Genomic DNA, 23026 nt, shown 5'->3' on the forward strand with positions numbered 1-23026 from the left:
CCGGGGGCGTGAGGCAGAATCGGGCCATGACGAGCCCCACGCCGCCCGCCGAGCCGGCCTACGCCGACCGGACCTACCGCTCAGCCCCCGGTATCGCCGGCGGGGCGCTGCTCCTCGCGCTCGCCCTGTGGCTCGGCGTCGACGCCGTGGTCCAGGGCAGCGGCAACGCGCCCTGGCTCTCGCTGGCCGTACTGCTGTGGGTGGTGCCGCTGATCGTCGCGTTCAGTTTCCGCCCGGTGGTGCTCGCGAGCGCCGACCGGATGCTCGTGCGCAACCCGTTCCGCACGATCACGCTGCCGTGGGCCTCGGTCGCGGACGTACGGGCCGGGTACTCCAGCGAGGTCTTCGACCAGTCGGGCGCCAAGTACCAGCTGTGGTCCATCCCCGTCTCGCTGCGCCGGCGCAAGCAGGCCGCCCGCCGCCGGGCGCGCGACGCGGCCGTCGGCGGACAGCCGCAGGCGTCGGTCCCGGCCGACGTCGCCGACCGGGCGCGGATGGCACCCACCGACCAGTCCATCCGGGACCTGCGCGACCTGGCCGAGGAGAACGCCGCCCGCGAGGGCGCGCAGGGGCCGGTGAGCATCCGCTGGGCGTACGAGATCATCGCGCCTGCGGCCGCCGGTGCGGTCCTGTTCGTCGTCCTGCTCATCATCGGCTGAGACCCCGCACCCGGGCCGTACGGGAACGCCCGGCCCGCTCACGGCGGGCCGTTCCACACCAGGAGCATGTACGCGCCGAGCCAGGCCGAGGACAGGGTGGCCGCGCCGAGCACCAGGGCGGTCACCGTGCGGCGGGCCCGCGCGAGCATGAGCGCGACCGGGAGCAGCAGCGGAAAGCCCGGGACCAGGAAGCGGGCGCGCGGGAAGTAGACGCCGCCGCTGCCGAGCACGACGACCAGCAGGGCGCCCGTGAACACCAGGAGCACCAGCGGCTGGCGGTCGGCGAGCGAGAGCAGGTACAGCGCGCCGGCCGCGATCAGGACCGCGGTGACCAGCACCAGGAACAGGGGCGGCCGGTTCGCGTACACCAGCAGGGCGCGCATGTCGCGCAGGGTGCCGATGCCGCCGTCCCACTGGTTGTCCCACACCTTCTGCACCGCGAAGTAGCCGTCCCAGCGGCCGATCCGCACCCCCACCCAGGCCACGTACGCGCACCAGCCGACCGGCGCCAGCAGACCGCCCGCCACCGGCCGCCACTCCCAGCGGCGGCCGCGCACCAGGGCGGCGAGGGCCGCGAGCGAGACCGCGGCGGCGATCGCGATGCCGGTGGGACGGGTCAGCCCGGCGAGCGCCGCGAGGGAGCCCGCCCAGAGCCAGCGCCGGTTCAGCGCGCAGTACAGCGCCCATGCCGTGAGCGCCGTGAACAGGGACTCGGTGTAGCCCATCCACTGGACCACCCCGACCGGCAGCGCGGCCCACAACACCGTGAGCCAGGTGCCCGTGCGCCGTCCGTGCAGCCGGTCGCCCACCGCGAACACCCCGCACGCGGCGACCAGCGAGAACCCGACCGCGAGCACGAGCGCGACGCTGGCCCGCGAGCCCGGTGTGACGGCGGCGACCGCCTTCACCAGGACCGGATACAGCGGGAAGAAGGCGAGATCGTTCAACTCGCCTGCGTGCAGGGCGTGTTCATAGCCGTGGTCGGCGATGTCGAGGTACCAGTTGGAGTCCCAGGACTTGGCGAGCACCGGCCACAGGCCGCGGTGCTGTACGTGCGCCCACTTGGCGAGGACGAGGGTGCCGAAGAGGCGGACGGCGAGATAGCCGAGCAGTGCGGGCCCGGCGTACGCGAGCGCGGTGCGCGCCCGCTCCCGGGCCGGGGAGCGCCCGCCGGTGCCGTGCGGGGCCGGATGGCGGCGGGCGGCGGGGACGGGTCTGGGGCGGACCGTGGTCGTCGTTGGGGGCGGCGCGGTCGGGGGCACTGCGACAGCTCCTTGGCTCGGACGCGGCGAAGAGTACGGGTCACCCTTTCTCGCCCGCCCCCGCCGGATGCGGCACCGCTGCGTCAACTGCCGTACGAAATCACCCGAAAGCAGGACCGGGGCGGTGGTCCCTTGACCACCGCCCCGGCTGTTCCACCCTGTTGACCGGCCGTCAGATACCGGCGGCCGCCGCGAGGTCCTTCTTGATCCCGGCGAGCAGCTCGGCGCCCTTGGCGCGGGCCGCTTCCAGCTCGTCGGCGGAGCCGACCGGCACGACGACCTCCAGGTAGCACTTGAGCTTGGGCTCGGTGCCGCTGGGGCGCACGATCACCCGGGCGCCCTCCAGGTAGTAGCGCAGACCGTCGGTGGGCGGCAGCTGCTCGGTGCCCTCCGTGAGGTCCTCCGCCTTGGTGACGGCGAGGCCGGCGAGCGCGGTCGGCGGCTGCTCGCGCAGCCGGGCCATCGCGTCCGAGATCACCGTCAGGTCCTCCACGCGGACCGACAGCTGGTCGGTGGCGTGCAGGCCGTGCGCGAGCGCCAGCTCGTCCAGCAGGTCCAGGACCGTGCGGCCCTGCTCCTTCAGGACGGAGGCGAGTTCGGCGAAGACCAGGGCGGCCGTGATGCCGTCCTTGTCGCGCACGCCCTCGGGGTCGACGCAGTAGCCGAGCGCCTCCTCGTAGCCGTAGCGCAGACCGTCCACGCGGGCGATCCACTTGAACCCGGTGAGCGTCTCCTCGTAGCCGAGCCCCGCCGCCTCGGCGATGCGGCCGAGCAGCGAGGACGACACGATCGACTCGGCGAACACGCCGGTCACGCCCTTGGTGACCAGGTGGGCGGCGAGCAGCGCGCCGACCTCGTCGCCGCGCAGCATCCGCCACTCGCCGTCGCGGCCCTTGACCGCGGCCGCGCAGCGGTCGGCGTCCGGGTCGTTGGCGAGCACGAGATCCACCCCGCCGTCCCGGCTCTCGCTGCGGCGGGCCGTGGCGAACGCCAGGTCCATCGCGCCCGGCTCCTCCGGGTTGGGGAAGGCGACCGTCGGGAACGCCGGGTCGGGCTCGGCCTGTTCGGCCACCAGCACCGGCTCGGGGAACCCGGCCCGCGCGAACGCGGCGAGCAGCACGTCCTTGCCGACGCCGTGCATCGCCGTGTAGACGACGTTCGCGGTACGGGGCGAGCCCTCGGTCAGGACCGCGTCCGTACGCGCCAGATAGGCGTCCAGGACCTCCTCGCCGAGCACCTCCCAGCCGCTCTCGGGCCGCGGCACGTCGTGCAGCGAGGCGACCGCGTCGATCTCGGCGGCGATCTCCGCGTCCGACGGCGGCACGATCTGCGAGCCGTCGCCGAGGTAGACCTTGTAGCCGTTGTCCCGCGGCGGGTTGTGACTGGCCGTCACCTCGACGCCCGCGACGGCGCCCAAGTGCCTTATGGCGTAGGCGAGTACGGGCGTCGGCAGCGGCCGGGGGAGGACCGTGGCCCTCAGCCCGGCACCGACCATGACGGCCGCCGTGTCCCGCGCGAAGTCCGCGGACTTGTAGCGGGCGTCGTAGCCGATGACGACGAGCCCGTCGCCCTGGCCCTTCGCCTTCAGGTACGCGGCGAGCCCGGCGGCGGCCCGGATGACGACCGAACGGTTCATCCGCATCGGCCCGGCGCCCAGCTCGCCGCGCAGCCCGGCGGTGCCGAACTGCAGCGTGCCGCTGAACCGCGCGGCCAGCTCCGCCGCGTGCTCGGCGTCCGCCGAACTCTCGATGAGCTTGGCCAGCTCTTCGCGGGTCTCACTGTCGGGGTCCTCGGCCAGCCAGGCCTCGGCCCGCGCGATCAGGTCCTGCGTCACGTTGTCAGCCTTTCGCGAGAAGGGACGGGAAGGGATCAGATGCGGTCGAGTACCCGGGTGAGCAGCTCGCCCATGCGCGCCGCCGAGTCGCGGCCCGCCTGGAGCACCTCTTCGTGGTTGAGCGGCTCGCCGGTCAGGCCGGCGGCGAGGTTGGTGACCAGCGAGATCCCGAGGACCTCGGCACCGGCCTCGCGGGCGGCGATGGCTTCCAGCACGGTCGACATGCCGACCAGGTCGCCGCCGAGCACGCGGACCATGTTGATCTCGGCCGGGGTCTCGTAGTGCGGGCCGGGGAACTGGACGTACACGCCCTCCTCCAGCGACGCGTCGACCTCCTTGCACAGCGCGCGCAGGCGCGGCGAGTACAGGTCGGTCAGGTCCACGAAGTTGGCGCCGATGATCGGCGAGGTGGCCGTCAGGTTGATGTGGTCGCTGATCAGGACCGGCTGGCCCGGGCGCATGCCCTCGCGCAGACCGCCGCAGCCGTTGGTCAGGACGACGGTCTTGCAGCCCGCGGCGACGGCGGTGCGCACGCCGTGCGAGACGGAGGCGACACCGCGGCCCTCGTAGAAGTGGGTGCGGCCGAGGAAGACCAGGACGCGCTTGTCACCGATCTTGTACGAGCGGATCTTGCCGCCGTGGCCCTGGACGGCCGGCGCGGGGAAGCCCGGCAGCTCGGTCACGGGGAACTCGGCCTCGGGGGCGCCGAGGGCGTCGACGGCCGGCGCCCAGCCGGAGCCCATCACCAGGGCGACGTCGTGGGTCTCGGCGCCGGTGAGCTCGCGCAGGCGCGCGGCGGCGGCGTCGGCGGCAGCGTAGGGGTCGTCCTGGAGCAGGTCCGGGGTGGCAGATGCGTTCACTGAGTCTCTCGCCTCGCGAAGGAACGTCGTCCCGCCCGGTGACTGTCCGGCCGGGTCCGGGGGGTTTTCCCCCGGTAAAGAAGATGTACGCGCATGAGCGTAACCGCTGAAGTCCTACGCGCGTAGATGTGCAGGATAACGGACCTGCCGGATCCGTTTGTGGCTTCGTACGAAAGCCCGGCCGCGGGCCGTCGCTGACCTGCGAGAGGGGTCAGCAGGGGCGCTTGCGCAGCTCCATCACGTAGTCGTGCGGGGCGCCCGCGGACTCCGCCGCGTCGGCCAGCTCGCCCAGGTAACGGGCCGAGGGCAGACCGCCCTCGTACCCGTTCAGGACGTAGAGCCAGGCCGCCTCCTCGCCGTCCAGCGTGTGCACCCGCACCCGCATCCGGCGGTAGATGTCGAGCCCGACCCCCTCCCACCGGTCCATCGACTCCTCGTCGAGCGGCGCGATGTCGTAGAGGGCGACGAAGACCTGCGAGCGGGGTGCCTCGACGATCGTCGCGAGGGCGCCTTCCCAGCCCATCTGCTCCCCGCCGAACGTCAGGCGCCAGCCGTTGAGCCAGCCGGTGCCGCGCAGCGGAGAGTGCGGGGCGCGGCGGGTCATCAGCCGCGGATCCAGGTTGCCGGCGTACGCGGCGTAGAGCGACATGGTGTCGAGGGTACGACAGTGGCCCACCGGGGCAGTTCGCGCCGCCCGCCACCGCCGGGCCCCCTCCGTATCCCGCCAAGCGGCCGAATGGCGCCCCCGGGGCGAAGACACTTGAAGCGTGCGGGACAATGAAGTACGTACTGCGTTCCCCCGGGGCCCCGCCCCGGACCCCCGGCCGGGCGGGCAGGCAGGCCGGGATCGACACTACGAGGCGGACTTTTTCGTGACGCGGATCGTGATCATCGGTGGCGGACCGGGCGGATACGAGGCGGCCCTGGTGGGCGCCCAGCTCGGCGCGGAGGTGACCGTCGTGGACTGCGACGGTCTGGGCGGGGCGTCGGTGCTCACCGACTGCGTGCCGTCGAAGACCCTGATTGCGACGGCCGAGGTGATGACCACCTTCGACTCTTCGTACGAGGAGTTGGGCATCCTCGTCGCCGACGACACGCCCCCCGAGGAGCAGGCGGCGCGCGTCGTCGGCGTGGACCTCGGCAAGGTCAACCGACGCGTCAAGCGCCTCGCGCTCGCCCAGTCCCACGACATCACCGCCTCCGTGACCCGGGCGGGCGCCCGCGTCATGCGCGGCCGCGGCCGGCTCGCCGGGCCCCAGGGCATCGACGGCACCCGCGACGTGATCGTGACGGCCGCCGACGGCACCGAGGAGATGCTCACCGCCGAGGCCGTGCTGATCGCCACCGGCGGCAGCCCGCGCGAGCTGCCCGACGCGCAGCCCGACGGCGAGCGCATCCTCAACTGGACGCAGGTGTACGACCTGGACGAGCTGCCCGAGGAACTCATCGTGGTCGGCTCCGGCGTCACCGGCGCCGAGTTCGCGGGCGCCTACCAGGCGCTCGGCTCCAAGGTCACCCTCGTCTCGTCCCGCGACCGCGTGCTGCCCGGCGAGGACCCGGACGCGGCCGCCGTCCTGGAGGACGTGTTCCGCCGCCGCGGCATGAACGTCATGGCCCGCTCGCGCGCCGAGTCCGCCAAGCGCGTCGGCGACCGCGTCGAGGTCACCCTCTCCGACGGCCGGGTCATCAGCGGCAGCCACTGCCTGATGGCCGTCGGCGCGATCCCCAACACCGCCAACATGGGTCTTGAGGAGTCGGGCGTACGCCTCAAGGACTCCGGCCACATCTGGACCGACAAGGTCTCGCGCACCTCCGCCCCCGGCGTGTACGCGGCCGGAGACGTGACCGGCATCTTCGCGCTCGCCTCGGTCGCCGCCATGCAGGGCCGCATCGCGATGTACCACTTCCTCGGTGACGCGGTGGCCCCGCTGAACCTGAAGACGGTCTCCTCCAACGTCTTCACCGACCCCGAGATCGCCACCGTCGGCTACACCCAGGCCGACGTGGACGCGGGCAAGATCGACGCCCGGGTGGTGAAGCTCCCGCTGCTGCGCAACCCGCGCGCCAAGATGCAGGGCATCCGGGACGGCTTCGTCAAGATCTTCTGCCGTCCGGGCACCGGCATCATCGTGGGCGGCTGTGTCGTCGCACCGCGCGCCAGTGAACTGATCCATCCGATCTCGATCGCCGTCGACAACAATCTGACGGTGGAGCAGATCGCGAATGCGTTCACCGTGTACCCGTCGCTGTCGGGCTCGATCGCCGAAGTGGCCCGTCAGCTGCACACCCGCAAGAAGGCCGGAGAGGCGTAACTCCCCTGGTGGGGCGGGGGGTTGGCGCGTGGGGCACGGTGTCCTGGAGGTTACGGCCAGGCATATACCACTCGACGACCCCCTTTGAGTGCACCTTCTGTTATTCGGCGCAAACTGCTGAAAACATTCGGCCGCCCAAGTTACTGTCAGTTTCGTGTTCGCTGCAGAACGTCGCCAATTGATCCTCGAAATGGTGCGCGCCAACGGGGCGGTTTCGCTCCGTGAGCTCGCCCGTGTCGTCCAGACCTCCGAAGTGACCGTACGGCGGGACGTGCGGGCCCTGGAGGCCGAAGGACTCCTCGACCGCCGGCACGGCGGTGCGGTGCTGCCGGGTGGCTTCACCCGGGAATCCGGCTTCCCGCAGAAATCCCATCTAGCCACCGCGGAGAAGACGGCCATCGCCGACCTCGCCGCCGGTCTCGTCGAAGAGGGCGAGGCCATCGTCGTCGGAGCGGGGACGACCACGCAGGAGCTGGCCCGCCGGCTCGCGCGGATCCCCGGACTGACCGTGGTCACCAACTCCCTTCTGGTGGCCCAGGCGTTGGCCCATGCCAACCGGGTCGAAGTCGTCATGACCGGGGGCACCCTGCGCGGCTCCAACTACGCCCTGGTGGGCAGCGGGGCCGAGCAGTCCCTCCAGGGTCTGCGGGTCTCCCGCGCCTTCCTGTCGGGCAGCGGTCTGACGGCCGAGCGCGGCCTGTCCACGTCCAACATGCTCTCCGCGAGCGTGGACCGCGCCCTGGTGCAGGCCGCCGCCGAGGTCGTGGTCCTCGCCGACCACACCAAGCTCGGCACCGACACCATGTTCCAGACGGTGCCCACGGACGTGATCACGCGCCTGGTCACCGACGAGCCGCCGGGTCACGACGACCGTGCCGCAACCGAGTTGCAGGCCCTCGCCGACCAGGGGGTGCAGATCGCCGTCGCGGGCGCCACGGGCGCCCCGGCCGGCGAGCCCGCCCCCGGCCGCCCGCCCCGCCGCGACATGCCCCTGCCCGGCCAGCGCCGCACCCACGCCCCCGGCGCGGGCCCGCAGTTGCGCAGCGCGGCGGCGATGGGCGAGCCGCAGGGGCCGGGCGAACGGGCGCGGGTGGCGGACCTGCGGCGGCGCTAGTCCTTCAGGCCCCGATAGGTGAGGGCGAGCAGCCGGTCGGCCAACTCCGGGTCCTCCGGGGACTGTTCGGCGGCCAGCGCGATGGCGTTGGTCAGCTGGAGGAGGTCGGCGATGGTCACGTCGGCCCGTACGGAACCGGCTTCCCGGGCCCGTACGAGCAGGGCCTCGCCCGCCTCCCGCATCGGCTCGCTGCACCGGGCCAGGGCCGAACTCGCGTCCCCCGAGGCCGACATGAGGGCTCGGGCCAGGCCCCGGTACAGGCCCGCGTGCGTGATGATCGCACGCAGCCACTCGATCAGTGCGGTGCAGGACTGCTCGGCGTCCAGCAACTCCCTTGAGCGGGCGAGCAGTACGTCCACCTCGCTCTGGAACACCGCGCCCAGCAGGGCCTGACGGGTGGGGAAGTGCCGGTACAGGGTGCCGATGCCCACGCCTGCGGTGCGGGCCACGTCCTCCAGTGAGGTGTCCGTGCCGCGCTCCGCGAAGGCGGTTCTGGCCGTGGCCAGGAGGCGGTCGTGGTTGCGTCGCGCGTCCGCGCGCAGGGCTCGGGGCCGCTCCGCGCCCGCTTTCCCATCCATGCCCCCAGCATGCCACCCCGGGCGCGACGGCAGGCTGCCCGCCCGTGACTCGGGTCCGGTTGCTTCCGGGGCCCCGGGCGGGAACCGGGTGGCCCCGGGCGGGAACCGGGTGGCCCCGGGCGGGAACCGGGTGGAGTCGGGTGGAGGAGCAATCTCCACCCGGAACTCCCCCCGACGTCTCAGGACAGGCGACAGGTGCCGCCCTAACGTTTTCCGCAGATGGTCCTGAACGTCGACTTCCTCCCTTCCCTTCTTCCCTTCGCACCAGGGGGTCCCCATGTCCTCACACCCGTCGAGCCCCGCAGGCCACGGCGACGACATCAGCACCCGCGCCACGCGGTCCCGTGCCGTGAAGCATGCGATGGTCGCCACCCTCTTCTACGACATCGGTCTTTCGGTCATGGCGTACTTCGCCGCCGAACTGCTCGGAGCGAGCACCTACGTCGCACTGCTCGCCGGCACTCTCGTCGCCGGCGCGCGCATGCTCTGGGTGGCGGTCCGCCAGCGCCGGGTCGACCCGTTCGCGCTGTTCCTGCTCGTCCTGTTCGGCGCGAGCCTGGCACTGAGCTTCACCAGCGGCGGAGCCAGGTTCATCCTCGCCAAGGACTCCGCCCAGTCCGCCGTGGCCGGCCTGGTGCTCGTCGGCAGCTGCGCCGTCGGCCGCCCCCTCGCCTACTACGCCGCGCAGCGATTCGCCCGCCAGGCCGGGACGCGGCAGGCGGCCGAGTTCGACGCCATGGCGGACACGGCCACCATGCGGGCCCGCTGGCGCCGCGTCACCCTGGTCTGGGGCACCACGCTCCTGATCGACGCCTCGCTGCGGATCGCCGCCGTCTACCTGCTCCCGATCAAGGTCGCCTCCAACGTGTCGCAGCTGCTCATGGTCGCCTTCGTGGGCGGGCTTGTCCTGTGGACCGTCCGCTCGATGAAGAAGGAGCACTCCGAGCCCCGGGCCGCCGCGCCGGAGCACAGCGCGGCCTGACGCCGGTGAGCCCGCGCCAGTCGTCCGGGGCGGGGATCCAACGCGCAGCCCATTCCCCGGCCCCCGCCCCGAGCCCGCTAAGGGCGCGGGGCGCTGCGCACGACCCGGTCCGGCGCGTCCAGCCACACCACTTCCCCCGAGCCGCGCACGCTCAGGCCGAACCGGTCGAACCCGGGCCGCCCCGCCGCCTCCCACCACGCGAGCGCGCCCCGCACCTCGTCCCAGAGCCGCCTCGGCCCCGCCTGCCAGACCCGGGCCCGGCCCGCATCCCGGAACTGGACGCAGGCCCACGACCGGTCGCCCAGCCCGTAGAACCACACCGGCCGGGCCCCCGCCCGCTTCTCGGCGACCACGAGCGCGCAGTCGGGCACGCGCAGCCCGAGCGCGAAGACCCGGGGATCGAAGCGCCCGCCCAGCAGTTCCCCTTCGCTGACCCCCGTGGACGTCTCGTCGCCCTCACCCACGCCGTCCGGAACGTAGTCGCCATGGGCGAAGGCAGGCCGCCGCTGCTCGCGGAGCTTCATGAACTCCACCGGGCCCGTGAAACGGCCCGACGCGCTCCGCCCGTCCTCCGCGATGACCAGCCGCGCAACCGCGTCCCCGTGCGTGAAGTGCGTCCCCCAGGGCGCGACGATCAGCCCACCGGGCCGGCACTGTTCCACCCACGCGAACGGGACGGACCGCAGCCCGCACGTGGCGATGACACGGTCGTACGGAACATCGCTCACGGGATGCCCCAAGTAGCCATCTCCGCACACGACTTGGGGCTGGGCCCCGAAGCGCGCCAGCGCCTCCCGCGCACCGGCCGCCACCGCCGCGTCCACCTCCACGGAGACGACTTGGCCGTCCCCCAGCCGATGCGCGAGCAGCGCGGCGTTCCATCCCGTACCGGTGCCGATCTCCAGGACGCGGTGCCCCGGCCGCACGTCCAGGTCCCGGAGCATGGAGAACACGACGCTCGGCATGGACGCGGAACTGGTCGAGACGTCCCCGGGGTGCGTACCGGAGTGGGCGCCGTCGTCCCACTGCGTGACGACGGGTACGTCGGCGTCGGCGTACGCGTGCCAGAGCTCCGGCTCCCGCGTCCGGGAGACGGGAACGCTCTGCCCCGACGCCATGTCGAACGGCCAGATTAGGTCCGGCAGGAAGGCCGCGCGCGGAACGGCGGCGAACGCGGGAGCCCAGTCGCTGGTGAGCACCCCCGCGGACATGAGGACGCGCCCCAGCTCGGTACGGCCGGGGCGGTCCTGGTGTGCGTCGGTCATCGGCTAGGCGGCCTTCGGCGGGTTCGGGACGCTGGGCCCGCCATCGGGGCTCGGCGGCTGATGCGGCCCCGGGTAGGGCTGGCCGGGAAGCTTGTCCCCGCCGCCGGTCATTGTGAGCTTCACTGTCCGTTCTCCTTCACTGTCGCAAGCGAATGACTTCCCGCGTGCAGCAATACGGTGGTTCCGCCCCGGCCGACCCGTACGGGGACGCTCTCTCCTGCCATCAGCGCCGCGAACAGCTCCCACTGCGTGGCGTCGTCGCGCAGCCATGCCGCGAGTTGCCTGCCCGACGGATCCTCACTCCCCAACTGCCCTACACACCAAGCGGCTTGAGCTCTCAGCCACGACGCGGCGAGCACGGCCGAGGGGGTGCCGTAGGAGTTGATCAGCATCGCGGTGCCGTACCCCTCGATGCGGAGCTCGGCCCGCACGCTGCACCGGTACTCGACCCCGCCCTCCCTCACGGCACGTCCCCCCGGCTCCGGGCATTGCACCGCGCGTTCTCGGCGCCGAGTCGCTCGGCGGGGGTCGGGGGACGGACCCTGGCGGGCTCCGCCTCCCACTCGGTGCCGCCGGTCATGGGCCGCAGCGACCAGTAGGGCCCGGCGACCCCACGGAACTCTCCGACCCGGTCCGCCCGACCGGTGTCCACCATCAACGTGCCGGGGGTGGGGGTGGGTTGCTGTTCGTGGGGCGAATCGTTCTGCGTGCACACGGTAGCGCTCCTCTCTGTAGCCATTCCGCTACCAAGTGCATTGAGCGTGACTTAGAGTGGGGCTGCCTTCAACTTGCGCTATTTGCACGGGGAGTTGGGTGAGCGCCGATGAATCGCAAAGAACTGGATCCGGAAAGTTCGCTGGGTGCGGCCTTCGGAGACCGGTTGCGCACGCTGCGCGACGAGCGCGGGTGGACGCAGGACGACCTGGCCGAGCGCATCGGGTACTCGGGGACGCACATTTCCGCCGTCGAAACTGGTCGCCGACCTCCAACTACCCGCTTCGCGAACAGTGCGGATCGTGCCTTTGGCACGGGGGACCGGCTTCAGAGGCAGGGGCAGGCTGCCCGGCACAACACCTTGCTGGAGGGCTTCCCTGAGTTCGTTGCGCACGAGGCCCGGGCGGCGGAGATCCGGCTGTACGAGGTCGGCGTCATTCCCGGCCTGCTCCAGACCCCCGAGTACGCGACCGTCCTCGCCCGGAGCGCCGTCAAGCGAGGGGCGATCACGCCGGATCAGGCGGACGAGCGGGTGGCACTCGTCGCGAAGAGGCAGGCCAGCTTGGTCCGGACGCCGCCGCCGTTGGTTTTGGTCGTGCTGGACGAGAGCTGCCTCCGTCGCCCAATCGGTGAACACGCTCTCATGGCTGCGCAGTTCGAGCGCCTGGAGGAGTTTGCCGACCTGCCGAACACGGTTCTCCAGGTCGCGGAGTTCAGCATGGGGGAGCGGCGCCCGTTCAACCTGCCGATAACCGTGCTGACGCTGCCCGACCGGAAGCTGATGTCCTACGCCGAATCGGCGCAACGGGGCCATCTGGAGCGCGAAAGCACGTTCGTGCTACCGATGCTGACGGCCTACCATCAGTTGCAGGCCGAGGTGCTCACCCAGGCAGCCTCCGTGGCCATGATCAGTCAGTTACGAAAGGGCAGCCCGTGACGACCGAAACCCCCCGTTGGTTCACGTCCTCGTACAGCGACAACGGCGGCCAGTGCGTCGAGGTCGCCGCAAATCTCGTCGCCTCGCGCGGCACCGTCCCGGTCCGGGACTCCAAGGATCAGGGCGGTCCGATCCTCGACCTCCCCGCTGGCGCGTTCTCCGCCTTCATCGAGGGCGTCAAGTCGGGTAATTTGCGCGGCATCTGACACCCTGATAGCTCCGGAAGGGCAGCCCGTGAAGACCGACGAAACCCCCCGTTGGTTCACGTCCTCCTACAGCAGCAACGGCGGCCAGTGCGTCGAGGTCGGCGCAAACCTCGCAACCCCACGCGGCACCGTCCCGGTCCGGGACTCCAAGGACCGGACCGGCCCCGCGCTCGACCTCCCCGCGGGCGCGTTCGTCGCGTTCGTCGCCGGGGTCAAGGCCGGAGCGTTCCGTACCGTCTGACGCTCAACACGCAGGAGCCCCGGCCGCGTTGGCGACCGGGGCTCCTCGCGTCAAGGGGCTCAGTCCTTGATCTCGCAGATCGCCGCGCCGGAGGAGACGGACGCGCCGACCTCCGCCGCGAGGCTCTTGACCGTGCCGGCGCGGTGGGCGTTCAGGGGCTGCTCCATCTTCATGGCTTCCAGGACCACGATGAGGTCGCCCTCCTTGACCTCCTGGCCCTCCTCGACCGCGACCTTGACGATCGTGCCCTGCATGGGCGAGGCGAGGGTGTCGCCGGAGGCGGCGGAGCCGGCCTTCTTGGCGGCGCGGCGCTTGGGCTTGGCGCCGCCGGCCGCGGCGGTGCGGGCCAGGGTCATGCCGAGCGAGGACGGCAGGGAGACCTCAAGGCGCTTGCCGCCGACCTCGACGACGACCGTCTCGCGGCCCGGCTCCTCGTCCGTGTCCGCGTCGGCGGTGGCCGTGAACGCCGGGATCTCGTTGACGAACTCGGTCTCGATCCACCGGGTGTGGATGGTGAACGGGTCGGCCGTGAACGCGGGGTCGACAACTACCGCGCGGTGGAAGGGAATCGCGGTGGCCATCCCCTCGACGTTGAACTCGGCCAGGGCGCGCGAGGCACGCTGGAGGGCCTGCTCGCGGGTGGCGCCGGTGACGATGAGCTTGGCGAGCAGCGAGTCCCAGGCGGGGCCGATGACCGAGCCGGACTCGACGCCGGCGTCCAGGCGGACGCCCGGGCCGGACGGCGGCGCGAACACGGTGACGGTGCCGGGGGCCGGCAGGAAGCCGCGGCCCGGGTCCTCGCCGTTGATGCGGAACTCGAAGGAGTGGCCGCGCATGACCGGGTCGTCGTAGCCCAGTTCCTCGCCGTCGGCGATGCGGAACATCTCGCGGACCAGGTCGATGCCGGTGACCTCTTCGGTGACCGGGTGCTCGACCTGGAGGCGGGTGTTGACCTCAAGGAAGGAGATCGTGCCGTCGGCGCCGACGAGGAACTCGACGGTGCCCGCGCCGACGTAGCCGGCCTCGCGCAGGATCGCCTTCGAGGCGGCGTACAGCTCGGCGTTCTGCGCCTCGCTCAGGAACGGGGCGGGGGCTTCCTCGACCAGCTTCTGGTGGCGGCGCTGGAGCGAGCAGTCACGGGTGGAGACGACGACCACGTTGCCGTGGGTGTCGGCGAGGCACTGGGTCTCGACGTGACGGGGCTTGTCGAGGTAGCGCTCGACGAAGCACTCGCCGCGGCCGAAGGCTGCGACGGCCTCGCGGACGGCCGAGTCGTAGAGCTCGGGGACCTCTTCGAGGGTGCGGGCGACCTTGAGGCCGCGGCCGCCGCCGCCGAAGGCCGCCTTGATGGCGATGGGCAGGCCGTGTTCCTTGGCGAACGCGACGACCTCGTCCGAGCCCGAGACCGGGTCCGGCGTACCGGCGACCAGCGGGGCGCCGGCGCGCTGCGCGATGTGCCGGGCCGCCACCTTGTCGCCGAGGTCGCGGATGGCCTGCGGGGGCGGGCCGATCCAGGTCAGGCCGGCGTCGAGCACCGCCTGGGCGAACTCGGCGTTCTCGGAGAGGAATCCGTAGCCCGGGTGGACCGCGTCCGCTCCGGAGTCGGCCGCTGCCGCGAGCACCTTGGCGATGTCCAGATAACTGGTCGCCGGGGTGTCACCGCCCAGGGCGAATGCCTCGTCCGCGGCCCGGACATGCAACGCATCCCGGTCCGGATCGGCGTAGACGGCTACGCTCGCGATCCCGGCGTCCCGGCAGGCCCGGGCAACGCGGACAGCGATTTCGCCTCGGTTGGCGATGAGCACCTTGCGCACGATGGCTCCCTCCTTGAAACAAGCTGAGTTTAGGGAAGCCGCACACTGGCTTACGACCCGTCCCCAATGGTGAGCTTGCCCACACGGAGTGTGATCCGAGGCACGCTCAAGTCGCGAAATCCCTTGTCGCACCACGGTACGCCGGGCTTCCGTACCGCACAGTAGCGGTGTGGTGTGGGCAAGGTCTCTGTCCCGGGGGCCAGCACGGCGCCGGGTTTCTTTGTGGAGTCCCTACGAATGGCCGAATGATTCTTTGCGGCCGGGCCTTCGAGGGGCGAGGCGCGTCGGGTCTCGACGGATCATCGTTGTTGTGCGGACCCTTGTACGAATCATTACTGGTTAGTAGCGTGCGCGCCACAGTCGTACTAGGGGTAACAGGGGGTGTCGGGCGTGCTGCGCCGACTGATCGCCATCGTGGCCGCGCTCGTGCTCTTCGCCGAGGCGTGCGGTGTCGTGCTGGTCAACTGGGTGCTCGGCCTGGTCGCCCGCAACCAGCACATGTCCATGGCCGGGGTGGATCCGCACGCGATCTCCGTGGGTGCGTGGATCGCGGGCGGCCTGTTCGGGCTCTTCCTCGTCCTGTGCGGAATCCTGCTGCTGGTCATCGGCATCCGCGACCGCACGCTGGGCCGCTTCGCCCGCATCACGCTGATCGTCTGCGCGGTGGTGCACGCGGTGCTCGGCGCGTTCACCGTGGGCCTGGTCGGCTGGCAGGCCTTCGCCGTCCTGATGGTCGTGCTCGCGCTGCTCGTCTTCGTGCTCGTGGCGTACGCCAGGGAGCGCCCCGCGCCGGAGGTCGAGCCCGGGCCCGAGGACGGACCGCCCGGAGCCCCCAGCGGGGCGCCGGCGGCGGCCTGAGGTTCCGCTACACCCAGAGGTCGGTGATCGACACGCCCAGCTCGCCGAGGAGCGTGCGCAGCAGAGGCAGGCTGAGCCCGATGACGTTTCCGTGGCTGCCCTCGATCGAGTCGACGAAGGGCGCCGAGCGGCCGTCGAGCGTGAACGCCCCCGCCACGTAAAGGGGTTCACCGCTCGCCACGTACGCCGCGATCTCCTCGTCGCTGGGCTCGCCGAAGCGCACGACCGTCGACGCGGTCTTCGAGGCCCGCCCGCCCGTCGCCGTGTCGATCACGCAGTGCCCGGTCTGGAGCACGCCCGAGCGGCCGCGCATCGACTTCCAGCGGGCGGTGGCGTCCTCGGCGTCGGCGGGCTTGCCGAGGGCCTGGCCGTCCAGTTCGAGTACCGAGTCGCAGCCGATGATCAGCGCACCGGCGGCCTCGGGCCGGGCCGCCACCGCGTCCGCCTTCGCCTCGGCGAGCACCAGGGCGAGTTCGGCGGGGCTCGGCGCGCTCAGGGCGTCTTCGTCGACGCCGCTGACGATGACCTCGGGCGCGAGCCCCGCCTGGCGGAGCAGCCCGAGGCGGGCGGGGGATTGGGAGGCGAGGACGAGGCGGCGCTGAGCAGTCATGGGCGCCATCGTAGGTGCCGCGCACCGCGCGCGGGCCCTGGGTGAAGCCTCCCCGGGCGGTCAGCGGATGCCGACCACGATCATCGCCACCACCATGGCGAGGGCGAGGAACAGGCCGGCCCGGCGCATCATCGCCTGGGCGTCGCGCAGTTCCTTCGGCGGCTCGTTCTTCGGGTCTGACCACAGCATGTAACCGATGGTGCGGCCAAGGCCGTTGTCGCGCCTGAGTACGCGTACTCAAGCCGCCTGGTGCCCATTGACCCTTTGCTGACCCTTGCTTCACCTCCGGTTCACCCGGAACCCCATCCGCCACATCCGCCCCTCCCGTAAATGGGGCTTGAGTTCCGTTACGTACTTCCGGCTGCTACTGTCCCTACTAACGGCACCAGCGTACCATTAGGGTTTGCGAGGTGGCCGTGAACAGGGGAGATCGCCATGCACAAGCCACTGGTCGTCGGCGCCGCCACCCTCGCGGTGCTCGCCGGAGCGGCGCAGCCGTCCACCGCGCGGGCCGGAACGTGGGGTTCCGCCTGGGCCGCCTCGCCGCAGCTGCCCGCCACCGGCTTCACCCCCAACTGGTCGCAGGAGGGCTTCTCGCACCAGAGCGTCCGCCAGGTCGTCCGTGTCACTCAGGGTGGCGACCGGATCCGCATCCGGCTCTCCAACGCCTACGGCACCTCGCCGCTCGTCGTCACCGGCGCGACCGTCGCGCGGACCGGCGAAGGCGCGGCCGTACAGCCGGACGCCGTAAGGGAGTTGACCTTCGGCGGCCACCGGTCCGTGAGCGTCCCGGCCCACGGCGAGCTGCGCAGCGACGCCGCCGCGCTCGCCCTCGACCGGCTCGACCCGGTGACCGTCACGCTCTACTTCGCCGGCACGACCGGCCCCGCCACCTTCCACGCGCAGGGCTTCACGGACACCTACCGGGCCGAGGGCGACCACCGGGCGGACCCCTCGGCCGCGGCCTTCGGCGCGTCCAGCCAGTCCTGGTACTACCTCTCCGGCGTCGAGGTGGGCGGCCGGGTCCGGAGCGACGGCATCGTCCTGTTCGGGGACTCCATCACGGACGGTTTCGGCTCCACGCCGGGTGCCGACCGCCGCTACTCCGACGCGCTGGCCGAGCGCACCGGCCGGCCCGTCGTCAACGCGGGCATCGGCGGCAACCTCGTCCTCAACGACTCGGCCTGGTACGGCGAGCGGGCCACCGCGCGCTTCCGGCGCGATGTGCTCGACCAGCCGGGCGTCTCGACCGTCGTCGTCCTGGCGGGCCTCAACGACATCGGGTTCAGCGAGGCCAGGAAGGGGCCGGTCCCGCAGCCCACCTATGTGCCCGCACCCGTGGTCTCCAGCGCCGAACTCATCGCGGGATACCGGGAGTTGATTCGCCAGGCGCACGACAGGGGCCTGGCGGCCGTCGGTGCCACGCTGCTCCCGCTCAAGGGCTCCGACCACTGGGGCGAGCACGCGGCGCGGGTCAGCGACGAGGTCAACGACTGGATCCGCACCTCCGGAGCGTTCGACGCGGTCGTCGACTTCGACAAGGCACTCGCCGCGAAGTCCGACCCCGACCGGCTCGCCCCCGCCTACGACTCGGGCGACGCCCTGCACCCCAACGACGCGGGCTACCGGGTCATGGCGCAGGTCCTGGCCGAGGTGCTGTGAGGCGTACGGGCGAACGTGCGGTGCGGCGTACGCACGAAGACGGCCGGGCCCCTCGCTGGAGGGTCCGGCCGTCGCTCCGGGTGGCGCCTACGCGGGCCAGTACGTCCGGGCCCAGGTGCGCGCCCCGGGCCTCGGCAGGGCGCGCCGCGCTATGCGCGCCGGGTCGGACCAGCCCTCGGGCGGCTGCGGCGCACCGGGCGCGGCCGAAGCCGTCGCCGCGGCGCGCGCCTGGACCACCGCGAGTGCGGCGGCCAGCTCCTCCGGGGTCGGATTGCCCCGTACGACCTTGATCACAGCGGCTCCTTGCAGAGTGCGGGCTGGGGGTGCGGGCTAGAGCGGGATGTTGCCGTGCTTCTTCGGAGGAAGGGATTCCCGCTTCGTGCGCAGCTGACGCAGGCCCTTCACGATGTGGGCCCGGGTCTCCGACGGCATGATCACCGCGTCCACATAGCCGCGCTCGGCCGCGATGTACGGGTTGAGCAGGGTGTCCTCGTAGTCCGCGATCAGCTCGGTGCGGGTCGCCTCCTGATCCTCCGCGGCCGCGATCGTGCGCCGGTGCAGGATGTTGACCGCGCCCTGCGCGCCCATCACCGCGATCTGCGCGGTCGGCCAGGCCAGGTTGAGGTCGGCGCCCAGGTGCTTGGAGCCCATGACGTCGTACGCACCGCCGAACGCCTTGCGCGTGATGACGGTGATCAGCGGGACCGTCGCCTCGGCGTAGGCGTAGATCAGCTTGGCGCCGCGCCGGATGATGCCGCCGTACTCCTGGTCCACGCCCGGCAGGAAGCCCGGCACGTCCACGAAGGTCAGCACCGGCACGTTGAAGGCGTCGCAGGTGCGCACGAAGCGCGCGGCCTTCTCGGAGGCGTTGATGTCGAGACAGCCGGCGAACTGCATCGGCTGGTTGGCGACGATGCCGACCGGGAAGCCCTCCACGCGGCCGAAGCCCGTGATGATGTTCGGCGCGAACAGGGCCTGCGTTTCCAGGAACTCCCCGTCGTCCAGGACGTGTTCGATGGCCGTGTGCATGTCGTACGGCTGGTTCGCGGAGTCCGGGATGAGCGCGTCGAGCTCGCGGTCCTCGTCCGAAGTCTCCAGATCGGCCTCCTCGGGGAAGGCCGGGGGCTCGCTCAGGTTGTTCGACGGCAGGTACGACAGCAGGGACTTGACGTACTCGATGGCGTCCTTCTCGTCGCCCGCCATGTGGTGGGCCACGCCCGACGTGGTGTTGTGGGTGCGGGCGCCGCCCAGCTCCTCGAAGCCGACGTCCTCGCCGGTGACGGTCTTGATGACGTCGGGGCCGGTGATGAACATGTGCGAGGTCTGGTCGACCATCACCGTGAAGTCGGTGATCGCGGGGGAGTACACCGCACCGCCCGCGCACGGACCGACGATCAGCGAGATCTGCGGGACGACGCCCGAGGCGTGCACGTTGCGGCGGAAGATCTCGGCGAACAGGCCGAGCGCGACCACGCCCTCCTGGATGCGGGCGCCGCCGCCGTCGTTGATGCCGATGACCGGGCAGCCGGTCTTCATCGCGAAGTCCATGACCTTCACGATCTTCTCGCCGTACACCTCGCCGAGCGAGCCGCCGAAAATGGTGAAGTCCTGCGAGTAGACGCACACCGGACGGCCGTCGACGGTCCCGTAACCGGTGACCACGCCGTCGCCGTAGGGGCGGTTCTTCTCGATGCCGAAGTTGGTCGAGCGGTGCCGGGCGAACTCGTCCAGCTCGACGAACGAGCCCTCGTCCAGGAGCAGTTCGACCCGTTCACGGGCCGTCAACTTGCCCTTGGCGTGCTGCTTCTCGATCGCACGCGCGGAGCCGGCGTGGGTCGCCTCGTCGATGCGGCGCTGAAGATCCGCCAGCTTTCCGGCGGTGGTGTGGATGTCGACGGTGGCGTCGCTCTGGGCGTTTTCCGGCTCGGACATCGGGATGCGGCTCCCTGCCTGGTCACGGGGTGGCTGGCTGCTGACTCGTAGGCTGGCTACTGACTCGTAGGGTAGTGGCGCCGATACGGTTCGGCAGTGCGGCGTTTGCCACACCCGGGGCGCCTTGCAATTGCGGCCTAACCTGGCTGCATGACACCCCCGGACGCTTCCGACAGCCGCTGGTCCGACCTCGACCGGCCGCCCCTGAACGCCACCGCGCTGCGCCGCGCCCTGCTGCGGCCCGAGGCGCTGTGGACCTCGCTCGACGTGGTCACCGCGACCGGCTCCACCAACTCCGACCTCGCCGCCAAGGCGGACGGGCTCGACGAGGGCGCGGTCCTGGTGGCCGAGGAGCAGACCGCGGGGCGCGGGCGGCTGGACCGCCGCTGGTCGGCACCGGCCCGCTCCGGGCTGTTCTTCTCGGTCCTGCTGAAGCCGGGGGCGTCGGTGCCGGTCGAGCGGTGGGGGTGGCTGCCGCTGCTCACCGGGGTCGCGGTGGCGAAGGGGATCGAGCGGGCAGCCGGTGTCGACACCGCGCTGAAATGGCCCAACGACCTGCTGCTCACCGTGGCGGGCGAGGAGCGCAAGGCGGGCGGCATCCTGGCGGAGCGCGCCGGGGCGGACGGCGTCGTCGTCGGCATCGGCCTGAACGTGACCCTGCGCGCCGAGGAGCTCCCGGTGCCCGGCGCGGGCTCGCTCGCGCTCGCGGGCGCCGTCTCCACCGACCGCGACACCCTGCTGCGCGCGGTCCTGCGCTCCCTGGAGGGGGCGTACGGAAACTGGCGCGCGGCAGGCGGCGACCCGGCCGCCTCCGGCCTCCAGGAGGCCTACGCGGCGGCCTGCGCGACGCTGGGCCGCACGGTGCGTGCGGAGCTGCCGGGCGGGCAGTCGGTACGGGGCGAGGCGGTGGCCGTGGACGGGGACGGCCGACTTGTTCTCGCCACCGAGGAGGGCGTGCAGCGCCCGGTGGCGGCGGGCGACATCGTCCACCTGCGCCCGGACGCACCGTAAGCCCGGCCGAGGACACGCTCCCGGGACGTGAGCTACGGCACACCTGCCGTATCGTTGAGCCCGATCCAGCGACAGATCGGCAGGGCAGTGCGCAGGCAACGGGCAGGAGGCGGCCGGTGACCGTCGACGAGACACGGTCCGGTGCGGATGACGGCACCGGCAGCGGCCCCGGCGGCTCCGGCACCCCCGCACAACCCGCGTCCTCCGCGTACCCGACGCCGCACCACGCCGTCGACCACACCGCCGAGCCGACCGACGACCCGCTCGCCATCCGCCTGGAGCAGCTCATCCTGGGTGCCGACCGGCGCTACACGCCGTTCCAGGCGGCCCGTACCGCGGGCGTCTCGATGGAGCTGGCGTCCCGGTTCTGGCGGGCCATGGGGTTCGCCGACATCGGGCAGGCCAAGGCGCTGACCGAGGCCGACGTGCTGGCCCTGCGGCGGCTCGCCGGTCTGGTGGAGGCGGGGCTGCTCAGCGAGCCGATGGCGGTGCAGGTCGCGCGCTCCACCGGGCAGACCACCGCCCGGCTGGCCGAATGGCAGATCGATTCTTTCCTGGAGGGCCTCACCGAGCCCCCCGAGCCCGGCATGACCCGCACCGAGGTCACGTATCCCCTGGTCGAGCTGCTGCTTCCGGAGCTTCAGGAATTCCTCGTCTACGTGTGGCGGCGCCAGCTGGCCGCCGCGACCGGGCGCGTGGTGCAGGCGGCCGACGACGAGGAGATGGTGGACCGCCGCCTGGCGGTGGGCTTCGCCGACCTCGTCGGGTTCACCCGGCTCACCCGGCGCCTGGAGGAGGAGGAGCTGGGCGAGCTGGTCGAGGCCTTCGAGACGACCGCCGCCGACCTGGTCGCGGCGCACGGCGGCCGGCTCATCAAGACGCTGGGCGACGAGGTCCTGTTCGCCGCCGACGACGCGGGCACGGCCGCCGAGATCTCGCTGCGGCTCATCGAGACGATGGCCGGTGACGAGACGATGCCGGCGCTGCGCGTGGGCATCGCGTTCGGCACCGTGACGACCCGCATGGGCGATGTGTTCGGCACCACCGTGAACCTCGCGAGCCGGCTCACCTCGATAGCCCCCAAGGACGCGGTCCTGGTCGACGGCGCGTTCGCCGAGGAGCTGGCCCGCACCGGCGACGCCCCGGTGTCCGAGGCGCAGGCCGCCCAGGACGCGCTCGCCGCCGAGAAGGAGGGCGAGGAGCCCGCCCCGGCCGCGAAGTACCGCTTCGCGCTCCAGCCGATGTGGCAGCGCCCGGTACGCGGCCTCGGTGTGGTCGAGCCCTGGCTCCTGCACCGCCGCGAGACGCAGAACCTGTCCTAGTGGGTCCTGCTGGGCACGGCCTAGGATCGCCCCCGACGTAACGTTCGTTAACGGAGGGGTTGCCATGGCTGAGCAGCGGTTCGGGGAGTTCGTCGTCGTGCGGCGCGAGGGATACGTCGCCGAGCTGGTGCTCGACCGGCCGAAGGCGATGAACGCCGTGTCGACCGGGATGGCCCGCTCCATCGCCGCCGCCTGCGAGGCGCTCGCCGCCGACCCCGACGCCCGGGTCACCGTCGTCACCTCGACGAACGAGCGGGCCTTCTGCGTCGGCGCGGACCTGAAGGAGCGCAACTCCTTCACCGACGCCGAACTCGTACGCCAGCGCCCCACCGCCCGCGCCGCCTACACCGGCGTGCTCGAACTGCCCATGCCGACCGTCGCCGCCGTGCACGGCTTCGCGCTGGGCGGCGGCTTCGAGCTGGCCCTTGCCTGCGACGTGATCGTGGCGGACGCGACCGCCGTGGTCGGCCTGCCCGAGGTGTCGGTCGGCGTCATCCCCGGCGGCGGCGGTACGCAGCTGCTTCCCCGCCGGGTCGGCGCCGCCCGCGCGGCCGAGCTGGTCTTCACCGCGCGCCGCGTCGAGGCCGTGGAGGCAAGGGAGTTGGGGCTCGTCGACGTGCTGGCCGAGGACGCCCGCACCGAGGCGCTCGCGCTCGCCGGGCGGATGGCCGCCAACTCGCCGGTCGGGCTGCGCGCCGCGAAGCGGGCGATGCGGCTCGGCCACGGTCTGGACCTGCGGGCCGGCCTTGAGGTGGAGGACGCGGCGTGGCGCTCGGTGGCCTTCTCCGGGGACCGCGCCGAGGGCGTGGCCGCGTTCAACGAGAAGCGGAAGCCGGTGTGGCCCGGGGAGTGA

The 23026-nt window shown here is 72.1% G+C and carries 25 protein-coding genes; 12 read left to right on the forward strand and 13 right to left on the reverse strand.

What is annotated here, in order from left to right; translation table 11 throughout:
* Positions 1–26: 26 nt before the first annotated feature.
* The gene (locus CG740_RS10530) at positions 27–659 is read left to right on the forward strand and encodes a PH domain-containing protein (RefSeq protein WP_100574782.1); all 633 of its coding nucleotides are present in this window, start codon (positions 27–29) and stop codon (positions 657–659) included.
* Between the two features lie 38 nt (positions 660–697).
* Here CG740_RS10530 and CG740_RS10535 read toward each other — a convergent pair whose 3' ends face one another.
* From CG740_RS10535 to CG740_RS10550, 4 genes are all read right to left on the reverse strand, one after another.
* Positions 698–1921: a hypothetical protein gene (locus tag CG740_RS10535; RefSeq protein WP_107488361.1), complete on the reverse strand. Its 1224-nt coding sequence runs from the start codon at positions 1919–1921 to the stop codon at positions 698–700.
* Between the two features lie 172 nt (positions 1922–2093).
* Complete coding sequence (locus CG740_RS10540; RefSeq protein ID WP_100574783.1) at positions 2094–3755, reverse strand: phospho-sugar mutase; 1662 nt, start codon at positions 3753–3755, stop codon at positions 2094–2096.
* A 35-nt stretch (positions 3756–3790) separates the two neighbouring features.
* Complete coding sequence (locus CG740_RS10545) at positions 3791–4615, reverse strand: purine-nucleoside phosphorylase (RefSeq protein ID WP_100574784.1); 825 nt, start codon at positions 4613–4615, stop codon at positions 3791–3793.
* Positions 4616–4826: 211 nt separating this feature from the next.
* On the reverse strand, positions 4827–5264 hold the full coding sequence (locus tag CG740_RS10550; protein ID WP_100575073.1) for a gamma-glutamylcyclotransferase: 438 nt from the start codon (positions 5262–5264) through the stop codon (positions 4827–4829).
* Between the two features lie 223 nt (positions 5265–5487).
* On the opposite strand from CG740_RS10550, the gene CG740_RS10555 reads away from it, so the two are divergent.
* Positions 5488–6927, forward strand: coding sequence for an NAD(P)H-quinone dehydrogenase (locus CG740_RS10555; protein ID WP_100574785.1), 1440 nt, complete (start codon positions 5488–5490; stop codon positions 6925–6927).
* 154 nt (positions 6928–7081) lie between these two features.
* A complete protein-coding gene (locus tag CG740_RS10560) occupies positions 7082–8041 on the forward strand; it encodes a DeoR/GlpR family DNA-binding transcription regulator (protein ID WP_100574786.1) in 960 nt (319 codons plus the stop codon).
* On the opposite strand, the gene CG740_RS10565 is transcribed toward CG740_RS10560, so the two are convergent.
* Positions 8038–8619, reverse strand: coding sequence for a TetR/AcrR family transcriptional regulator (locus CG740_RS10565; protein WP_100574787.1), 582 nt, complete (start codon positions 8617–8619; stop codon positions 8038–8040). The genes CG740_RS10560 and CG740_RS10565 overlap by 4 nt on opposite strands.
* A 277-nt stretch (positions 8620–8896) precedes the next feature.
* Between CG740_RS10565 and CG740_RS10570 the strand changes: the two genes are divergently transcribed.
* A complete protein-coding gene (locus CG740_RS10570) occupies positions 8897–9601 on the forward strand; it encodes a VC0807 family protein (RefSeq protein WP_234376183.1) in 705 nt (234 codons plus the stop codon).
* A 77-nt stretch (positions 9602–9678) separates the two neighbouring features.
* Here CG740_RS10570 and CG740_RS10575 read toward each other — a convergent pair whose 3' ends face one another.
* The 3 genes from CG740_RS10575 to CG740_RS10585 all read right to left on the reverse strand — a co-directional run bounded on the left by CG740_RS10575 (position 9679) and on the right by CG740_RS10585 (position 11581).
* Positions 9679–10866 carry a methyltransferase domain-containing protein gene (locus CG740_RS10575; protein WP_100574788.1) on the reverse strand — a complete coding sequence of 396 codons (1188 nt, stop codon included), beginning with the start codon at positions 10864–10866 and terminating at the stop codon, positions 9679–9681.
* Positions 10867–10985: 119 nt separating this feature from the next.
* Positions 10986–11297 (reverse strand): hypothetical protein, encoded by a 312-nt coding sequence (locus CG740_RS10580; protein ID WP_159030266.1) that lies wholly within the window; start codon positions 11295–11297, stop codon positions 10986–10988.
* Between the two features lie 29 nt (positions 11298–11326).
* Positions 11327–11581, reverse strand: coding sequence for a hypothetical protein (locus CG740_RS10585; RefSeq protein ID WP_100574790.1), 255 nt, complete (start codon positions 11579–11581; stop codon positions 11327–11329).
* A gap of 108 nt (positions 11582–11689) precedes the next feature.
* Here CG740_RS10585 and CG740_RS10590 point away from each other — a divergent pair, with 108 nt between their 5' ends.
* Genes CG740_RS10590 through CG740_RS10600 form a run of 3 tightly spaced genes read left to right on the forward strand, consistent with a single transcriptional unit; the run spans position 11690 to position 12964 of the window.
* Positions 11690–12517 carry a helix-turn-helix domain-containing protein gene (locus CG740_RS10590; protein WP_100574791.1) on the forward strand — a complete coding sequence of 276 codons (828 nt, stop codon included), beginning with the start codon at positions 11690–11692 and terminating at the stop codon, positions 12515–12517.
* The gene (locus CG740_RS10595) at positions 12514–12723 is read left to right on the forward strand and encodes a DUF397 domain-containing protein (RefSeq protein ID WP_100574792.1); all 210 of its coding nucleotides are present in this window, start codon (positions 12514–12516) and stop codon (positions 12721–12723) included. Before CG740_RS10590 ends, CG740_RS10595 begins: the two co-directional genes overlap by 4 nt.
* Positions 12724–12751: 28 nt before the next feature.
* Positions 12752–12964, forward strand: a complete 213-nt coding sequence (locus CG740_RS10600; protein ID WP_100574793.1) for a DUF397 domain-containing protein — start codon at positions 12752–12754, stop codon at positions 12962–12964.
* Between the two features lie 59 nt (positions 12965–13023).
* Here the strand turns inward: CG740_RS10600 and CG740_RS10605 are convergent, their stop codons facing one another.
* Positions 13024–14778, reverse strand: a complete 1755-nt coding sequence (locus CG740_RS10605; RefSeq protein ID WP_100574794.1) for an acetyl/propionyl/methylcrotonyl-CoA carboxylase subunit alpha — start codon at positions 14776–14778, stop codon at positions 13024–13026.
* A gap of 381 nt (positions 14779–15159) precedes the next feature.
* Here CG740_RS10605 and CG740_RS10610 point away from each other — a divergent pair, with 381 nt between their 5' ends.
* Positions 15160–15636 carry a hypothetical protein gene (locus CG740_RS10610; protein WP_100574795.1) on the forward strand — a complete coding sequence of 159 codons (477 nt, stop codon included), beginning with the start codon at positions 15160–15162 and terminating at the stop codon, positions 15634–15636.
* A gap of 7 nt (positions 15637–15643) precedes the next feature.
* Here the strand turns inward: CG740_RS10610 and CG740_RS10615 are convergent, their stop codons facing one another.
* Positions 15644–16255, reverse strand: a complete 612-nt coding sequence (locus tag CG740_RS10615) for a Maf family protein (RefSeq protein WP_100574796.1) — start codon at positions 16253–16255, stop codon at positions 15644–15646.
* 51 nt (positions 16256–16306) lie between these two features.
* The gene (gene mmpB, locus CG740_RS41510; RefSeq protein WP_267895398.1) at positions 16307–16435 is read right to left on the reverse strand and encodes a morphogenic membrane protein MmpB; all 129 of its coding nucleotides are present in this window, start codon (positions 16433–16435) and stop codon (positions 16307–16309) included.
* Between the two features lie 246 nt (positions 16436–16681).
* Between mmpB and CG740_RS10620 the strand changes: the two genes are divergently transcribed.
* Complete coding sequence (locus CG740_RS10620) at positions 16682–17908, forward strand: SGNH/GDSL hydrolase family protein (RefSeq protein ID WP_100574797.1); 1227 nt, start codon at positions 16682–16684, stop codon at positions 17906–17908.
* A gap of 87 nt (positions 17909–17995) precedes the next feature.
* Here the strand turns inward: CG740_RS10620 and CG740_RS10625 are convergent, their stop codons facing one another.
* Together CG740_RS10625 and CG740_RS10630 are read right to left on the reverse strand one after the other, a co-directional pair.
* Complete coding sequence (locus CG740_RS10625) at positions 17996–18202, reverse strand: acyl-CoA carboxylase epsilon subunit (protein WP_100574798.1); 207 nt, start codon at positions 18200–18202, stop codon at positions 17996–17998.
* Positions 18203–18238: 36 nt separating this feature from the next.
* The gene (locus CG740_RS10630) at positions 18239–19840 is read right to left on the reverse strand and encodes an acyl-CoA carboxylase subunit beta (RefSeq protein WP_100574799.1); all 1602 of its coding nucleotides are present in this window, start codon (positions 19838–19840) and stop codon (positions 18239–18241) included.
* Positions 19841–19990: 150 nt separating this feature from the next.
* On the opposite strand from CG740_RS10630, the gene CG740_RS10635 reads away from it, so the two are divergent.
* From CG740_RS10635 to CG740_RS10645, 3 genes are all read left to right on the forward strand, one after another.
* A complete protein-coding gene (locus CG740_RS10635; protein WP_100574800.1) occupies positions 19991–20851 on the forward strand; it encodes a biotin--[acetyl-CoA-carboxylase] ligase in 861 nt (286 codons plus the stop codon).
* Positions 20852–20967: 116 nt separating this feature from the next.
* Positions 20968–22173 (forward strand): adenylate/guanylate cyclase domain-containing protein, encoded by a 1206-nt coding sequence (locus CG740_RS10640; protein ID WP_100574801.1) that lies wholly within the window; start codon positions 20968–20970, stop codon positions 22171–22173.
* Between the two features lie 64 nt (positions 22174–22237).
* Positions 22238–23026: an enoyl-CoA hydratase/isomerase family protein gene (locus CG740_RS10645; protein WP_100574802.1), complete on the forward strand. Its 789-nt coding sequence runs from the start codon at positions 22238–22240 to the stop codon at positions 23024–23026.

This window comes from Streptomyces sp. CB01201 (assembly GCF_002803085.1).
Classification (GTDB): domain Bacteria; phylum Actinomycetota; class Actinomycetes; order Streptomycetales; family Streptomycetaceae; genus Streptomyces; species Streptomyces hundungensis.

Bases quoted from the DNA above. Each gene is read 5' to 3' on its own strand.
- CG740_RS10530 (WP_100574782.1), top strand. From the start codon at position 27: ATGACGAGCCCCACGCCGCCCGCCGAGCCGGCCTACGCCGACCGGACC.
- CG740_RS10550 (WP_100575073.1), bottom strand. From the start codon at position 5,264: ATGTCGCTCTACGCCGCGTACGCCGGCAACCTGGATCCGCGGCTGATG.
- CG740_RS10565 (WP_100574787.1), bottom strand. From the start codon at position 8,619: ATGGATGGGAAAGCGGGCGCGGAGCGGCCCCGAGCCCTGCGCGCGGAC.
- CG740_RS10570 (WP_234376183.1), top strand. From the start codon at position 8,897: ATGTCCTCACACCCGTCGAGCCCCGCAGGCCACGGCGACGACATCAGC.
- CG740_RS10575 (WP_100574788.1), bottom strand. From the start codon at position 10,866: ATGACCGACGCACACCAGGACCGCCCCGGCCGTACCGAGCTGGGGCGC.
- CG740_RS10590 (WP_100574791.1), top strand. From the start codon at position 11,690: ATGAATCGCAAAGAACTGGATCCGGAAAGTTCGCTGGGTGCGGCCTTC.
- CG740_RS10615 (WP_100574796.1), bottom strand. From the start codon at position 16,255: ATGGCGCCCATGACTGCTCAGCGCCGCCTCGTCCTCGCCTCCCAATCC.
- mmpB (WP_267895398.1), bottom strand. From the start codon at position 16,435: ATGCTGTGGTCAGACCCGAAGAACGAGCCGCCGAAGGAACTGCGCGAC.
- CG740_RS10620 (WP_100574797.1), top strand. From the start codon at position 16,682: ATGCACAAGCCACTGGTCGTCGGCGCCGCCACCCTCGCGGTGCTCGCC.
- CG740_RS10630 (WP_100574799.1), bottom strand. From the start codon at position 19,840: ATGTCCGAGCCGGAAAACGCCCAGAGCGACGCCACCGTCGACATCCAC.
- CG740_RS10635 (WP_100574800.1), top strand. From the start codon at position 19,991: ATGACACCCCCGGACGCTTCCGACAGCCGCTGGTCCGACCTCGACCGG.
- CG740_RS10645 (WP_100574802.1), top strand. From the start codon at position 22,238: ATGGCTGAGCAGCGGTTCGGGGAGTTCGTCGTCGTGCGGCGCGAGGGA.